The organism is Kitasatospora humi, from assembly GCF_020907985.1.
Lineage (GTDB): Bacteria > Actinomycetota > Actinomycetes > Streptomycetales > Streptomycetaceae > Kitasatospora > Kitasatospora humi.
Genome location: NZ_JAJJPA010000001.1, coordinates 114360 through 128475 on the forward strand (window position 1 = coordinate 114360; position 14116 = coordinate 128475).

The 14116-nt window shown below is 73.1% G+C and carries 14 protein-coding genes; 7 read left to right on the top strand and 7 right to left on the bottom strand.

Going from position 1 to position 14116, the window contains the following annotated elements:
• Window positions 1-11 precede the first annotated feature (11 nt).
• Window positions 12-1175: an acyl-CoA dehydrogenase family protein gene (locus tag LN042_RS00535; RefSeq protein ID WP_230047711.1), complete on the bottom strand. Its 1164-nt coding sequence runs from the start codon at window positions 1173-1175 to the stop codon at window positions 12-14.
• A 262-nt stretch (window positions 1176-1437) separates the two neighbouring features.
• Here LN042_RS00535 and LN042_RS00540 point away from each other — a divergent pair, with 262 nt between their 5' ends.
• Together LN042_RS00540 and LN042_RS00545 are read left to right on the top strand one after the other, a co-directional pair.
• Complete coding sequence (locus LN042_RS00540; RefSeq protein ID WP_230047712.1) at window positions 1438-2067, top strand: TetR/AcrR family transcriptional regulator C-terminal domain-containing protein; 630 nt, start codon at window positions 1438-1440, stop codon at window positions 2065-2067.
• Window positions 2068-2091: 24 nt separating this feature from the next.
• Window positions 2092-2619, top strand: coding sequence for a GNAT family N-acetyltransferase (locus tag LN042_RS00545; RefSeq protein WP_230047713.1), 528 nt, complete (start codon window positions 2092-2094; stop codon window positions 2617-2619).
• Window positions 2620-2625: 6 nt separating this feature from the next.
• On the opposite strand, the gene LN042_RS00550 is transcribed toward LN042_RS00545, so the two are convergent.
• Both LN042_RS00550 and LN042_RS00555 read right to left on the bottom strand, forming a co-directional pair.
• A complete protein-coding gene (locus tag LN042_RS00550) occupies window positions 2626-3858 on the bottom strand; it encodes a nitric oxide synthase oxygenase (RefSeq protein ID WP_283843511.1) in 1233 nt (410 codons plus the stop codon).
• Between the two features lie 174 nt (window positions 3859-4032).
• On the bottom strand, window positions 4033-4851 hold the full coding sequence (locus tag LN042_RS00555) for a TIGR03084 family metal-binding protein (protein ID WP_230047714.1): 819 nt from the start codon (window positions 4849-4851) through the stop codon (window positions 4033-4035).
• A 304-nt stretch (window positions 4852-5155) separates the two neighbouring features.
• On the opposite strand from LN042_RS00555, the gene sigJ reads away from it, so the two are divergent.
• The 4 genes from sigJ to LN042_RS00575 all read left to right on the top strand — a co-directional run bounded on the left by sigJ (window position 5156) and on the right by LN042_RS00575 (window position 9031).
• Window positions 5156-6082: an RNA polymerase sigma factor SigJ gene (gene sigJ / locus LN042_RS00560; RefSeq protein WP_230047715.1), complete on the top strand. Its 927-nt coding sequence runs from the start codon at window positions 5156-5158 to the stop codon at window positions 6080-6082.
• Between the two features lie 50 nt (window positions 6083-6132).
• Window positions 6133-6804, top strand: coding sequence for an NAD(P)-dependent oxidoreductase (locus LN042_RS00565; RefSeq protein WP_230047716.1), 672 nt, complete (start codon window positions 6133-6135; stop codon window positions 6802-6804).
• A gap of 375 nt (window positions 6805-7179) precedes the next feature.
• On the top strand, window positions 7180-7950 hold the full coding sequence (locus tag LN042_RS00570; RefSeq protein WP_230047717.1) for an SDR family NAD(P)-dependent oxidoreductase: 771 nt from the start codon (window positions 7180-7182) through the stop codon (window positions 7948-7950).
• A gap of 1 nt (window position 7951) precedes the next feature.
• Window positions 7952-9031, top strand: a complete 1080-nt coding sequence (locus LN042_RS00575) for an S-adenosylmethionine:tRNA ribosyltransferase-isomerase (protein WP_230047718.1) — start codon at window positions 7952-7954, stop codon at window positions 9029-9031.
• 13 nt (window positions 9032-9044) lie between these two features.
• Here LN042_RS00575 and LN042_RS00580 read toward each other — a convergent pair whose 3' ends face one another.
• Entirely contained in the window at window positions 9045-10283 is a 1239-nt protein-coding gene (locus LN042_RS00580) for a serine hydrolase domain-containing protein (protein WP_230047719.1), read from the bottom strand.
• A 165-nt stretch (window positions 10284-10448) separates the two neighbouring features.
• Here LN042_RS00580 and LN042_RS00585 point away from each other — a divergent pair, with 165 nt between their 5' ends.
• The gene (locus LN042_RS00585) at window positions 10449-11618 is read left to right on the top strand and encodes a methyltransferase (protein WP_230047720.1); all 1170 of its coding nucleotides are present in this window, start codon (window positions 10449-10451) and stop codon (window positions 11616-11618) included.
• On the opposite strand, the gene LN042_RS37090 is transcribed toward LN042_RS00585, so the two are convergent.
• The 3 genes from LN042_RS37090 to LN042_RS00595 form a co-directional block, all read right to left on the bottom strand.
• Window positions 11608-11742, bottom strand: coding sequence for a hypothetical protein (locus LN042_RS37090; protein WP_283843512.1), 135 nt, complete (start codon window positions 11740-11742; stop codon window positions 11608-11610). The two genes, LN042_RS00585 and LN042_RS37090, sit on opposite strands and share 11 nt — an antisense overlap.
• Window positions 11743-11820: 78 nt before the next feature.
• Window positions 11821-12888: a gluconolaconase gene (locus LN042_RS00590; protein WP_230047721.1), complete on the bottom strand. Its 1068-nt coding sequence runs from the start codon at window positions 12886-12888 to the stop codon at window positions 11821-11823.
• Window positions 12889-12936: 48 nt separating this feature from the next.
• Entirely contained in the window at window positions 12937-14079 is a 1143-nt protein-coding gene (locus LN042_RS00595) for a Vgb family protein (protein ID WP_230047722.1), read from the bottom strand.
• Window positions 14080-14116: the final 37 nt, after the last annotated feature.

The following is a 14116-nucleotide window of genomic DNA, read 5'->3' on the forward strand; positions in this document are numbered from 1 at the left end:
TGGGCTCCGTTCTAGAACGCGTTGATGTTGGTGAGCGAGCGGCCGATCAGCAGCTTGTGCACCTGGGTGGTCCCCTCGTAGAGGGTCATGACCCGGGCGTCGCGCAGCAGCTTGCCGACCGGGTACTCGTCGATGAAGCCGTAGCCGCCGAAGACCTGCAGCGCGTTGTTGGCACAGCGCACCGCTGCCTCGCCGGCGTAGAGCTTGGCCACCGAGGACTCGGTCGCGAACGGCAGGCCGCGCTCGATGTGGTCGGCGACCCGCCAGGTGAGCAGCCGCGCCGCGTCGAGGTCGACGGCGATGTCGGAGAGCAGCTCCTGCACCAGCTGGTGGGAGGCGATCGGCTTGCCGAACTGCTCGCGCTCGGTGGCGTAGCGCACGGCGGCGTCCAGCGCCGCCTGGATGATCCCGACGCAGCCGGCCGCCACCGACATCCGGCCCTTGGCCAGGGCCGCCATCGCGACCGTGAAGCCCTCGCCCTCCGCGCCGAGGCGCGCGCTGTCCGGCACCCGGACCCCGTCCAGGGTGAGCTCCGCCGTGGCCTGGCCGCGCAACCCGAGCTTGCCGTGGATCTCACGGCGCTCGAAGCCGGGCGTGTCGGTCGGGACCAGGAACGCGGTGATGCCCTTGTGGCCCTGCTCGTCCGGGTCGCTGCCGCCGGTGCGGGCGAAGACCAGTGCGACGTCGGCCCAGGTGCCGTTGGTGATGAACATCTTGGCGCCGCTGAGCAGCCAATCGTCGCCATCGCGGACCGCCCTGGTGGTCAGGTTGCCGGCGTCCGAGCCGGTGCCGGGCTCGGTGAGCGCGAAGCAGGCCAGCGCCTCCCCGGAGCAGAGCCGGGGCAGCCAGTACCGCTTCTGCTCCTCGGTGCCGTAGCTGTTGATGGACTTGCCGACCAGGCCGAGCGAGACGCTGACGATGCCCCGCACGGCCGAGTCGCCGCGGCCCAGCTCCTCCAGCACCAGGCAGTACGCCAGGTGGTCGCCGCCGCTGCCGCCGTACTCCTCGGGAATGGTCAGGCCGAGGAAGCCGAGCTTGCCGAGCTTGCCGATGATCGCCCGGTCCACCGACTCGGCGCGGTCCCACGCGGCGGCGAACGGAACGATCTCGCGGTCGGTGAACTCGGCGGCCAGGGCGCGGACGGCCGACTGCTCCTCGGAGAGTTCCAGGTTCATCGGCACTCCCTTTCCTTCTCGGTCCAGCGGCTTCTCGGTCCGGCGGCTTCCGGGGCCGGGGGCTTCTCGGTCCGGCGGCTTCCGGGGCCGGGGGCTTCTCGGTCCGGCGGCTTCCGGGGCCGACGCCTTCTCGGCCCGAAGGCCGGCGGGCGCTTAAACTAGCGGTGCAAGTTTTCTCGACTCTAGTCCGCCCGAGCCGCGCCTGGGAAGGGGCGGCCTGCGAGAATGCCTGATCTGCCACCCGACCGGAGGAGAACCGTTCATGGCCCGCCCGCGCACCCCGCTGCTCAGCCGCGAGCGGATCGTCACCGCGGCGCTGGCGATGGTGGACGCCGAGGGCCTGGAGGCGCTCTCCACCCGGCGGCTGGCCGCCGAACTCTCCGTCAGCGGCCCCTCCCTCTACAACCACTTCGGCACCAAGGACGAACTGCTCGACGCGGTCGCCGACAGCGTGATGGGCGAAGTCGACCTGTCGATGTTCAAGGCCGGCGCCGACTGGCAGACGGCACTGCGCAACTGGGCCCGCTCCTACCGGGCCGCGCTCGCCGCCCACCCCCACGTGGTGCCGGTGCTCGCCCAGGGGCCCGGCCGGCGGCCCAACGCGCTGCGCCTGGCCGACGCCGTCTTCGGCTGCCTGGTCGCCGCCGGCTGGCCGCGCGGGCAGGCCACCCGGATCGGCGCGCTGATGCGGTACTTCGTGACCGGCTCGGCGCTGGGGTCCTTCGCTTCGGGGTTCCCCGAGGACGCCGCGGTCTACCGATCGGAGTACCCGCACCTCAGTGAGGCGCACCGGCTGGCCGAGCACCGGGCGGCGGTGGACGAGGGGGCGTTCGAGCTGGGGCTGGAGTCGCTGCTCGCCGGGCTGGCCGGACGATATCCGGGAGCCGGCTGACCGGATCCCGGGCATGCTGGGGCGATGACTCGACTGATCGATCCCACAGGGCGGTTGCGGGCGTCGTTCGTGGCGGCCGTCGCGGAGTTCCGGGCGGACCGGGCGAACCCGCCGTCCTGGTTCGTCGAGGACATCGAGCCGGCGGCGCTCACCGACCCCGCCGCGTTCGACCGCTATGTCGCGCGAGTGCTGGCGGAACGGGACGAACGGACCGCCCGGCCGGCGGGGATCGTGCCGATGACCACGCTCTGGTGGGCCGGGGGTGACGACTTCATCGGCCGGCTGGCGATCCGGCACCAGCTCACCCCGGCGCTGGAGAGGGTCGGCGGGCACATCGGGTACGACGTCCGGCCGAGCATGCGCCGCCGCGGGCATGCGACGGCGATGCTGGCGGCGGCGCTGCCGGAGGCCGCGGCGCTCGGCATCCACCGGGCGCTGCTGATGTGCGACGCGACCAACACCGGGTCGCGCCGGGTGATCGAGCTGGCCGGCGGGGAGTTCATCGACCGGGTCGGGGCCAAGCTCCGGTTCTGGGTGCCGACGGGGGGCTGACCGGGGTCACCACGGGGTGCGGGGGACGAAGGCCGGGCGCAGGTCGGGGTCGACCGGGTCGTAGTAGCGGTGGAAGACCGGGGTCACGCCGCCCGACACCGGGGGGACGATCCAGCTCCAGTCGGCCGGAGTGGGCCGGCCGAGACGCTTCTCCTGGGCGACGTGCCGCAGGAACCGGTCCGACTCGGTGTGGTGGTCGGCCATCGTGACCCCGGCCGCCTCGAAGGAGTGGAGCACCGCGAGGTTCAGCTCCACCAGCGCCCGGTCCCGCCACAGGGTCCGCTCGCTGGAGGTGTCCAGGCCGAGCCGTTCGGCCACGGTGCCGAGCAGGTCGTAGCGGTCGGCGTCGGCCAGGTTGCGGGCGCCGATCTCGGTGCCCAGGTACCAGCCGTTGAACGGGGCCGCCGGGTAGCGGATGCCACCGATCTCCAGGGTGAGGTCACTGATCGCGGGCACCGCGTACCAGCGCAGCCCGAGCCCGGCGAACCAGGCGTGGTCCGGGTGGCTGAGCGGCACCTCCAGGGTGGTGTCGTCCGGCAGTTCGTACCAGCGCGGCGGCTCGCCCGGCCGCTCCTGGACCAGCAGCGGCAGCACGTCGAACCTCCCCTCGCCGCGCTTCCAGCCCAGGTCCGCGGCGCGGGCCGCGAGCCGGCCACCGGCGGGGTCGCCGATCCAGCCGCCGCCGGGCCTGGGGTGCCCGGCGTACCGCACGAGTTGGGCGTTGAGGATGCGCGGCGCCGGGCGGCCCGGCCGGTCGGGGGCGAAGACGCTGATCACCGGGCGGATCCGGCCGCCGTTGGTCGCCAGGCGCAGGTGGTCGAAGCAGTGCCGGGCGAGTTCGTCGGCGCTGCCGCACTCCCGCAGGTCGCGCACCACCAGGCTGCGCCAGTACAGGCGGCCGATGCAGCGCGCCGAGTTGCGCCAGGCCAGCCGGGCGCCGAAGGACAGCTCCTGCGGGGTGTGGCGGTACGTCCCGGTGCGTTCGATCTCGTCCAGCACCTGGCGGACCCTCGGCTCGGGGTCGTCCGCTCCGGGCTGCTCGGCGTGGAACTGGCGCAGGAAGGCGGCGGCCTGGGCGGGATCGGTGAACGGCCCGGCCTGCGCAGCGGCCGCCCGGGTGGGACCGGACGGCGCGGCGCCGTGGCCGAACGGGCAGCCCGCCGGGTCGGAGGTGGTCGGGGCGGGGACGGGGGCGACGCGAGGAGTGCTGCCGCGGGAGCGAAGTCGGCTGAGTATCAAGGCGAGTCCTTTCCGCCCGCCATGCAAGCGCGTGTTCAGCGGGGGAGCGGGGAGTCGCCGAATCCGGTCCGGGCACCGGGCGCTTCGCGGTACGCTGACGGACTGCGGGCAGGTGAGCGCCGACGGTGGCGCCGGTGGTGCCCCGAGCGGCGCGCTGCCCGCCCGGGGTGTGCGTCACGTCCCGAGCGGCGCGCGCCCTGCGCCGAGCGGCGCGCGCCCTGCGCCGGGCGGCCCGGCGAAGACCTGGGCGATCGGCGCCCAGGCCGTCGCCATCGCCCCGGTCACCTCCAGTGCCAGATCGTCGCGGTGCCGTCGCTGGGTCACCAGCAGGCAGAAGTCCAGCGCCGGCCCGGCGATCCGGTCTGCCGCGTCCTCCGGTCCCCACGTCCACAGCTCCCCTGCGGGACCGGTCAGTTCGACCCGCGCCGACTGAGTGGGCACCGGCAGGCCGTGAGCCGAGAAGGCGAACCCCATGGTCCGCACTCCGAGATGGGCGATGTGCCGCAGCCGAGCCGTCGGAACCCGCTTGACGCCCAGCGCGTCGGCCACGTCCTCAGCGTGCGCCCAGGTCTCCATGATCCGAGCAGTGGCCATCGACGTCGCCTTCATCGGCGGGCCGAACCAGGGGAGTCTGACGCCCTCCGGCACCTCGGCGAGCCCCTCCAGCACCCGGGCCCGCCCGTCCCGCCACCAGGCCAGCAGCCGAGCGGGCGGCAGCGCGGCGCCGGCCTCCGCGCCCTCGTCGACCAGGCTCTCGAACTCATCGGCTCCAGAGAGGAGTTCGGCCGCTGCCGAGTGGAAGCCGGCCGGCTCGTGCACGGCTCGCAGCGTCCACTCATCGGTCCAGGCCAGATGGGCCACCTGGTGCGCGATCGCCCAACCCGGGGAAGGGGTCGCCGCCCGCCACCCCGCGGCGTCGAGCCCGGCGACCAGTGAGTCCAACTCATCGCCCTCGTCGCGCAGATCCCGCAGGATCGCCGCCAGCTCGGTCATCGTGCCTCCGCCCTTCGGTTGACGCGCCACCAGCTGCCACTGTGGCCGCTGCGCCGTCGCCGCGCCAGCCCACCGCACCCGTCAACCCGGTGAACTCGTGCGCGCCCGATGGCCGGTGGCCGGGATCAGGGGCGACTGGGCCGACTGGGCCGACAAACAGATCAGTCCCTTTCCCCAGGTGATCAACAACCACTGCACCAGACACGCCGGGTGGTCGCGAGGCGTTCCGGAAATCGGCTCGCTCCCGATGTCACACTCTCCTGGCGCTGCCACTCTCAGGATGCGGCCGGGAGAGGAGCCCCCCATGACCGACAGCACGCCGAGCGACGGCATCGATGCCGCGACGCGCGTCTTCAGCGACCATCGCGAACTGCTGTTCTCGATGGTCTACAACCTGCTCGGCACGGTCGCCGACACCGAGGACGTGCTGCAGGACGCCTGGCTCTCCTGGGTGGCCCGCACCCGTGAGCCGGGGCTCGGACCGGTCGAGCACCCGCGTGCCTACCTGGTCCGGGTGGCCGTCAACAAGGCGCTGGCCCGGCAGGCCGAGGTGAGCCGCAGACGGGAGAGCTACTTCGGCCCCTGGCTGCCCGAACCCCTGGTGGCCAAGCTGGACGCCGAAGGCCTGACCGGGGCCGGCGAGGACGCGGCGGAACACGCCGAGGCGGTCTCGATCGCCCTGCTGGTGGTGCTGGAGACACTCACCCCGCTGGAGCGCGCCGTCTTCGTGCTGCACGAGGTGTTCGGCTACCAGCACACCGAGACGGCCGAAGTGCTGGGCCGCAGTCCGGCAGCCGTACGCCAGCTGGCGCACCGCGCCCGGGAGCACGTACAGGCGCGCCGACCGCGGTTCCGCGCCGACCCGCAGGTGCGGCAGCAGGTGACCGAGCGGTTCACCGCGGCGGTGGCCGGTGGCGACTTGGCCGTGCTGCTCGACCTGCTGGCGCCCGACGTGACGCTGTGGGCCGACGGCGGCGGCAAGGCCACGGCAGCCGGCGCCCGCCCGGTGCACGGCCGCGACGAGGTCGCCCGGGTGCTGCTCGGTGGAGCGAGCCGGGCCCCGCGGGACGTGCGGGTGCGCTGGGCCCACACCAACGGCGACCCCTCGGCGCTGCTCTTCGTCGGTGAGATGCCGTTCGGCGTGCTGGTCCTCGACCTGGCACCGGAGGACGGCGGGATCGCCGGCGTCTACTTCGTCACCAACCCCGACAAGCTGAGCCGCGTGCACTGACCGTGCGTCAGCGCACGAGCGCACCACGGCATCAGCCGAGAGGAGTCAGAATGAAGCTCACCATCCTCGCCGCGAGCGGCGGCATCGGCCGTCAGCTGCTCGACCAGGCCGTGGCGGCGGACCACGACGTGACCGCCGTGGTCCGGACACCCGCCAAATTGGCCGGCACCACCGGTGTCCGGATCGTCCAGGCCGACTTGGCGACCGCCGACGGAGCCGCGCTGCGGCCCGCCGTCCTCGGTGTCGACGCGGTGCTCTCGGCGCTCGGCGCGGTGGGCAAGTCGGGTGTCGGCGTGGCCGAGCACGGCACCAAGGCCGTGCTGGACGCCATGCGGGCCACCGGAGTCGAGCGCCTCGTCGTGGTCAGCGCCGCGCCGATCGGCACCGTTCCGTCCCCTGGGCGCCCGCACCCGCCGCGTCACGATCCGGGCGACGGTTTCCTGATCCGCCACCTGCTCGGCCCCGCGGTCAAGGCGGTGCTGCGCGCGCACTACGCCGACCTGGCCCGGATGGAGGATGCCCTGCGCGCCTCCGGCCTCGCCTGGACGGCGGTGCGACCGCCGCGGTTGACCGACGGCCCGTTGACCACGACCTACCGCACCGCGCTGGACCGCAACCTCCGGGGTGGCACCGCGATCTCCCGCGCCTCGGTGGCGCACTTCATGCTGCGCACGGTTGGCGAACCGGACACGATCGGGCACACGGTCGGGATCGCCCGCTGACAATGAGGACGTCCATGAGCGCCCCCAGCGGGGTCCGAGCCACCGACTGACCGTGCGGGCCGTCCCCGGCACCGGGGAGGCGCACTTGCCCTCCAACGGCGCCGGCGACTCGCGGATTTGGGCCGGCGCCGACTCCGGCGGCTCGCTCCGTGGGCATCGATCGGCAAACCGCTCACGCAGCTCAGCCGGCCCATCCGACCAGCCACGAGCATCGATCTCGGACGGGCCCGGACGCTCCGGCCACGCCGGTCACGATGAGCACCGCTGTGGTACTAGGTCGATCGGCCCCGACCCGTCGCCCTAGGCCCAATGTCCGCCCCGGCCCGGACCTCGCGCCCGATCCGTCGGTGCCGTGTGCGGCGGGACAGTTCAGGCATGAACTCGAGCCTGAACAGCACCGCAGCCTCCGCCCCCGCCGACCAGGTCGCCGTCATCACCGGAGCCTCCCGCGGGCTCGGCCTCGCCCTTGCGCGCAGCCTCGCGGCGGACGGCTGGCAGTTGGTGATCACCGCCCGCAACGCGGTCGAACTCGCGGCCGCTGCCGACGGCCTGCGCGAACTGACCACCGTCGTCGCGCTGCCCGGCACCGTGGTCGACGACGACCACCGCGCCCACCTCGCACACGCGACCGCCGAACTCGGCGGTGCCACGCTGCTGGTCAACAATGCGTCCACGCTCGCCGGTTACGACCTCGATGGCGGCCCGATGCCCGCCCTCGCCGAATTCCCGCTGCCCGGCCTGCTGGAGACCTTCGAGGTCAATGTGCTCGGCCCGATCGCGCTCACCCAGCTGCTGCTGCCCCAACTGCGCGAGCGGGAGGGCGTGGTGATCAACCTCAGCTCCGACGCGGCCGTCGAGCACTACCTGCGGTGGGGTGGCTACGGCGCGGCCAAGGCGGCCCTCGACCACGCCTCCGGGACGCTGGCACGGGAGGAGCCGCGGCTGCGGGTGTGGTCGGTCGACCCCGGCGACATGCGCACCCGGCTCTACCAGGAAGCCGCTCCCGGCGAGGACATCTCGGGCTTGCCGTTGCCCGAGACGGTCGTGCCCGCGTTCCGCGCCCTGCTGCGCGACCGGCCGGCATCCGGTCGCTACCGAGCAGCCGAGTTGCTCGCGGCCGCTGTCGCTGGTCCGGTGGGGGCCTGAGATGGCGTCACCGTCGTTGGAGACCGGGTTCGAGTTCACCGTGCCGCCCGAACCCTCCGCCCACGCCCCGGCCGAGGCGCGCGGGTTGGCCCGGGACGGGGTGCGGCTGCTGGTCGGGCGCGGCGGCACCGCCGAGTGCGGACCCACCGCGGAGCACCGGGTCTTCGCCGAGCTGCCCCACGTGCTGCGCCCGGGCGACCTCTTGGTGGTCAATAACTCGGCCACCGTGCCCGCCGCCCTGCCGGCCCTGCTGCCCGACGGCCGACCGGTCGCCCTGCACCTCTCCTGCGCCGACCCCGATCCGCGCGGCGCCCACCTGGTGGAGCTGCGCCGGCCGACCGCATCGGGCGCCCCGGCGTACCTCCCGCCCGAGCAGAACCCCGCCCGCCCCGGCCTGCGGCTGACGCTGCCGGCGGGCGGCGAGGCCGAGTTGACCGCGCCGTTCACCGCGCGGCTCTGGTACGCGCGGCTCAGCCTGCCCGGTCCGGTGACCGGCTACCTCACCCGCTACGGCAAGCCGATCCGCTACGCCTACGTGGACCGGGACTGGCCGCTCGCCGCCTACCAGACCGCCTTCGCCGCCGAGCCGGGCAGCAGTGAAATGCCCAGCGCGGCCCGGCCGTTCACGCCCGAGCTGGTCAGCGCCCTGGTGGCGCGCGGGGTCCTGCTCGCGCCGATCACCCTGCACACCGGCGTCGCCTCACCGGAGTTGCACGAGGCGCCGTACCCGGAGCGCTTCCGGGTGCCGGCGGCCACGGCCCGGCTGGTCGAGCACGTCCGCGGTGAGGGCGGGCGGGTGATCGCGGTGGGCACCACGGTGGTGCGCGCGCTGGAGTCGGCCACCGGCGCGGACGGCGGGGTGCGGGCCGCCGACGGCTGGACCGACCTGGTGATCACACCCGAGCGAGGCGCACGGGTCGTCGACGGACTGCTGACCGGCTGGCACGAGCCGCGCGCCTCGCACCTGTTGATGCTCCAGGCGATCGCCGGCCGGCCGTTGCTCGAACTCTGCTACCGCGAGGCGCTCGAGCACCGCTACCTCTGGCACGAGTTCGGCGACGTCAACCTCCTGCTGCCTTGAGGGCGGGGGCAGTTCATTCGTCCAGCGCCTGGTAGGCGCCCACCCAGAAGTCCCGGCAGACCGGCGGCGGCACGGGCGAGTCCCAGAGCCGCTGGGTGAGCAGCACACCGGTGACGCCCCGCGCCGGATCCACCGCCCAGGACGTGCCCAGGCCGCCGTCCCAGCCGAACTGGCCGACCGGATGGCCGATTTCGGTGGCCCGGGTCACCACGGCCCCACCCAGTCCCCAGCCGTGCGTGGCGAAGAAGTCGGGCGACGGTTCGGAGTTCGCCTGCTGCTCGTTCGTCGCCAGGTGGCTCGTCTGGTCGCTCATCATCAACTCGACCGCTGCCCTGGAGAGGATCCGCCGGCCGCTGTACCGGCCGCCGGCCAGCAGCATCCGGCCGAACGCGAGGAAGTCGTCCGCCGTGGAGACCAGCCCGGCGCTGCCGCTGGCGAACTTCGGGGGAGTCGACCACTCGCCGCCGTCCGCCTCGTCGAACACGCTCAGCTCGGTGCCGTTCTCCGGGTCCCGCCAGTAGGCGGTGGTGAACCGGTCGAGCTGGTCGGCGGGGACGGCGAACCCGGTGTCCGTCATGCCCAGCGGGTCGAACAGCCGCTCTTGGAGGAACCGTTCGAACGGCATGCCGCCGGCCCGGGCGATCAGCACCCCGAGCACATCGGTGCCGGTGTTGTAGAGCCAGCGCTCGCCCGGCTGGTGGATCAACGGCAGGGTGCCGAGCCGGGCCAGCCAGTCGTCCGGCTCGGGGAAGGAGGCGGGCCGGGGCACGCCCTGCCCGAGTTCGAGCACCTCCATCGCCTGCTGGATCGGGAAGCTGTCGGGTGGGGCCATCAGGATCCCGGTGCCCATCCGGAAGGTCAGCAGGTCGCGCACGGTGATCGGGCGGTTGGCCGGGACCGTGTCGTCCAGCGGACCGTCCGGGCGGCGCAGCACCCGGCGGTGGGCCAGCTCCGGCAGCAGCTCGTCCACCGGGTCGTCCAGCCGCAGCCGGCACTCCTCGAGCAGGATCAGGGTGGCGGCGGCGGTGATCGGCTTGGTCATCGAGGCGACCCGGAAGATCGTGTCGCGCCCGACCGGCCCGCCGCGCAGCGACCGCTTGCCGAGCGCCTCCACGTGCACCTGGTCGCCGTGCGCGACGAGGGCGACCAGACCGGGCACCCCGCCCCGCTCCACGTGGCCGGCCAGGGTGTCGTGCAGCCTGGTCAACCGCTCGGTGTCGAATCCCACGCCGTGTCCCATGCCGTGTCCCATGCCGTGCTCCGCTCGCTCAGCTCGACCTGCTCCCGGTGACGGCCGTCCGGCCTCGGCACGATCCTCGCAGGAAACCATGACAAAACCGGGCAACCACGGCCCGCCCGGCCGGCGTCGGCGGCACCGGCGCGGCGCCGGGCCGGGAGCGGATAGCCTGGGCGCACGATGAACTGCTTCACCACGTCATGGGGCGAGTACCGGCTCACCCGCTTCCCCGAGAACCCGCGCGAGCAGCTGCGCGCCTGGGACGCCGCCGACGAGTACCTGCTGCGCCACCTGCACGGCGACACCGACGCTCCGGCCGTGCCGCTGGACGGCACCGTGGTGGTGCTGGGCGACCGCTGGGGCGCCCTGGTGACGGCGCTGGCCGGAAAGGCCCGGGTGACGCAGGTCGGCGACTCCTACCTCGGACGCGAGGCGACCCGCGCCAACCTGGCCCGCAACGGCCTGGCCGCAGACGCGGTGCGCCTGCTGACCAGCGTGGAGCCACCGCCGGAGCGGATCGACGTGCTGCTGGTCCGGGTGCCCAAGAGCCTGGCCTTCCTGGAGGACCAGCTGCACCGGCTGGCGCCCGCGCTGCACGCCGGGAGCGCGGTGATCGGCACAGGCATGGTCACCGAGATCCACACGTCGACGCTCCAGCTGTTCGAGCGGATCATCGGACCGACCCGGACCTCACTGGCGGCGAAGAAGGCGCGGCTGATCTTCAGCACGCCGCAGAGCAGGCCGCAGCAGCTGCCAGCCCCCGGCAACCCGTGGCCGCTGCGCTACCGGCTGCCCGACGACATCGGCGTGCTCTCAGGGCGCACCGTCACCAACCACGCCGGCGTCTTCTGCGCCGACCGGCTCGACATCGGCACCCGTTTCTTCCTGCAGCACCTGCCGGAGCGCCAGGGGCCCGTGCGCGTGGTCGACCTGGGCTGCGGCAACGGTGTGGTCGGCACGGCTGCCGCGCTGACCAACCCGGCCGCCGAGGTCACCTTCATCGACGAGTCCTACCAGGCCGTCGCCTCCGCCGAGGCCACCTTCCGGGACAACGCGGGGCCGGACGCCCGCGCCGAGTTCCTCGCCGGCGACGCCCTGGCGGCCGTCCCACCCGGCTCGGTCGACCTGGTGCTGAACAACCCCCCGTTCCACTCCCACCAGGCCACCACCGACGCCACCGCCTGGCGCATGTTCACCGGCGCCCGCCGCGCCCTGCGCCCCGGCGGCGAACTCTGGGTCGTCGGCAACCGCCACCTCGGCTACCACACCAAGCTCCGCCGCCTCTTCGGCAACTGCCAGACGGTGGCGGGCAATCCCAAGTTCGTGGTGCTGCGCGCCGTCAAGCGCTGACGCCGGCCAGGCCGATCGACTGCCACGGCCACCACCAGGGACCTGCCCGGTCGTCGGCTTCTCCGCCCAACTCCGGCGGCGCGCCCACCACGGGCTTGGACACCGCCGTGGTCGCCACGTGCACCAGCACGAGGAGACGCCCGAGGGGGCTCAGCGGCTCGAGGTCCGGTCGTCCCCGTGGTGGGCCGGGGCAGCCTCGGCGTCACGCCTTGTAGTAGGGCTGCTTCTGACTCGAGTAGTCGAGCGCCTCGGGCTGGCACACCCGGTGCTCACCGATCCGGGCCCCGGCGATCTCGGCCGTGCCCTTCTGCAGGAACCTCCTGCCCTCGTCCGCCAGGTCGAAGTTGCTGCCGTCGTCGGCGACCTCGCCGAGCTTCCAGGCGATCACCTGGGCGTACCTCGGGTCGTTCGCCTGCGGGGGAGTCTCCTTGACCGCCACCGGACGCGGGTAGTACAGCGCGACCCAGCCGCCGAAGGTGACCGGAAACTCGAAGGCGAACTGCCGCAGCTCGCGCCGGACCGTGGCCAGCACGTCCACCCGGCTGCCGAACTCCACACTGACCGACGAGACGTGGTTCCACTCGGTGGTCACCGAACCGCTGACGGCGGCGGAGGCCCCGAGCATCAGCTGCGCCGACAGCTCCCCGGTGCCGGTGGCACTGCCGGTGGCCGTCGTCGTGCTCGTCGATTCCGTGGTGGCCGCGGTGTCGACGCCCTGGTCGTCCTTGCTGTTGAGCTGGGTGGTCGTCTGGGAACTCGTCAGCTCCATGGTCTTCTGCAGCTCCTGCTGCAGGGCGGCGCCGGCGCTCGCCCCGAAGGTGAGCTGCACGTCGCCCTGGAGCGACCAGCCGATGGTGTTGGACACCGAGAACTCGACGGTGTCCGTCGCGGTCACGGTGATGGGGTCGGTGCCGTTGATGTACGTCTGCTTGGAGACCAGGTCCGGCGGCGGCTGCTCGATGTCGCCCAGTTCCTCGACGACCGGTACGCCGACGTTCAGGTAGGCGCGCCAGCCGCGGTCGTAGGCCGTCTGCTCGGTCTCGGGAAAGCCGCCGTAGCGCACCTTGTTCAGGCAGAACCCGACGGGGGCGATCGGGTCGCCGCCGCCTTCGGGAGAGCGCTTCAGCGCGTTCAGTTGCCGGGCCAGGATGGCGTCCGCCTTGGCGGCGATCCCGAGCTCCTGCTGGTTGCGCGTGGTGAGCGGGTGACGCATGAACACGTCGCCGAGATAGGCCCGGCCCACATCGCTCTTCATGCTGGTGTCGCCCACGGCGTCAGGGCCCCTTCCGTCGCAGCACCGAATGTTCCTCCCGGCCCGTCATGCCACGACCTTGCCTATGCCCCCGAGGGCCGTGGCGGCGCGCTGGGAGAGCCGCCACAGCTGACCCTCCTGGTTGCCGACGTAGATCCGGCCGTTGCCGCGGTCCAGGGCGACGCCGTAGGGGTGACCGAGCCCGGCGGCCACCACGCGCTGGGCACCGTCGGCCAGGCCGACCAGGTAGAGGCGCCCGCCGGCGGAGTCGGTGACGTAGGCGCCGCCGGCGCCGTCCAACGCGACCCGGGTGGCCCACGCCCCGGCCGGCAGCGTGACCACCACGCGCTTGGTGCCGGACGCGAGGTCGACCTCGTAGAGGATGCCGCTCTCCTTCAGGCTCACGTACACCTTTCCGGAGCCGTCCAGCGCCACTCCGGAGGCGTAGGTGAGGCCGGTGGTGACCGTCGTCCGCTGCCCGCTCTTCAGGTCGACGGCGACCAGCTGCGCGTTGGCCCAGTCGGCGAGGTAGGCCTTGCCCGTCCCGTCCGGTGCCACGCCGTAGGCGCCCGGCACGTCGGCGACCTTGCGGAAGGTGCCGGCGGCCAGGTCCACCGCGATCAGCTGTGCGCCGGCGTAGACCGCGCCGTAGGCCGTGCCGTTTCCGTCCAGCGCCACATCGCCGAGGTCGCCCAGGCCGCTCGCGGTCACCCGCTTGGCGCCGGTGGCGAGGTCGACGGCGGTCAGCTTCTGGCCGGGGCGGTCGGCGACGTACGCCTTGCCCTGCGTCGGGTCCACCGCGAGCCCTTCGGAGGATCCCAGATCGGTGGCGAGCAGCAGGCTGGGCCGTTCGCTGGTGCTCGAGGCGCTCGGCAGGTCCTCCTCGCGGATCTCCACCTTCATCGTCGCAGCCGCCTTGTTCATGGCCGACGAGGCCATGTCGAAGGTCGAAGCGGGGTCCTGGGAGGCGGTGAGCTGATCGGCGGAGGCGTCATGGAGCTTCTGGAAGAGCGGATTGAGGAAACCCATGACATCGAACGCCCCGTGCGCCGTCTGGCGCACCAGCCACGGGTCCCGCTGACTCTCGAGGTTGCGCACCGCGCCCGAGACGTCCCCGGCACCCGGGGTGTTGCCACTGAGTGCTTCGGCAGCCTGCTTGGCGGAATCGGCCTCGTTGCCGCCGCTGTCGAAGATGTTCTTGAACGTCATGAGCTTCTCTCCTGGTCTTCCGCTTCACGGGTTCCGG

What these genes read in the sequence shown, in the direction of transcription:
- LN042_RS00535 (WP_230047711.1), bottom strand. Translation starts at nt 1,175, where the DNA reads ATGAACCTGGAACTCTCCGAGGAGCAGTCGGCCGTCCGCGCCCTGGCC.
- LN042_RS00540 (WP_230047712.1), top strand. Translation starts at nt 1,438, where the DNA reads ATGGCCCGCCCGCGCACCCCGCTGCTCAGCCGCGAGCGGATCGTCACC.
- LN042_RS00545 (WP_230047713.1), top strand. Translation starts at nt 2,092, where the DNA reads ATGACTCGACTGATCGATCCCACAGGGCGGTTGCGGGCGTCGTTCGTG.
- LN042_RS00555 (WP_230047714.1), bottom strand. Translation starts at nt 4,851, where the DNA reads ATGACCGAGCTGGCGGCGATCCTGCGGGATCTGCGCGACGAGGGCGAT.
- sigJ (WP_230047715.1), top strand. Translation starts at nt 5,156, where the DNA reads ATGACCGACAGCACGCCGAGCGACGGCATCGATGCCGCGACGCGCGTC.
- LN042_RS00565 (WP_230047716.1), top strand. Translation starts at nt 6,133, where the DNA reads ATGAAGCTCACCATCCTCGCCGCGAGCGGCGGCATCGGCCGTCAGCTG.
- LN042_RS00570 (WP_230047717.1), top strand. Translation starts at nt 7,180, where the DNA reads ATGAACTCGAGCCTGAACAGCACCGCAGCCTCCGCCCCCGCCGACCAG.
- LN042_RS00575 (WP_230047718.1), top strand. Translation starts at nt 7,952, where the DNA reads ATGGCGTCACCGTCGTTGGAGACCGGGTTCGAGTTCACCGTGCCGCCC.
- LN042_RS00580 (WP_230047719.1), bottom strand. Translation starts at nt 10,283, where the DNA reads ATGGGACACGGCATGGGACACGGCGTGGGATTCGACACCGAGCGGTTG.
- LN042_RS00585 (WP_230047720.1), top strand. Translation starts at nt 10,449, where the DNA reads ATGAACTGCTTCACCACGTCATGGGGCGAGTACCGGCTCACCCGCTTC.
- LN042_RS00595 (WP_230047722.1), bottom strand. Translation starts at nt 14,079, where the DNA reads ATGACGTTCAAGAACATCTTCGACAGCGGCGGCAACGAGGCCGATTCC.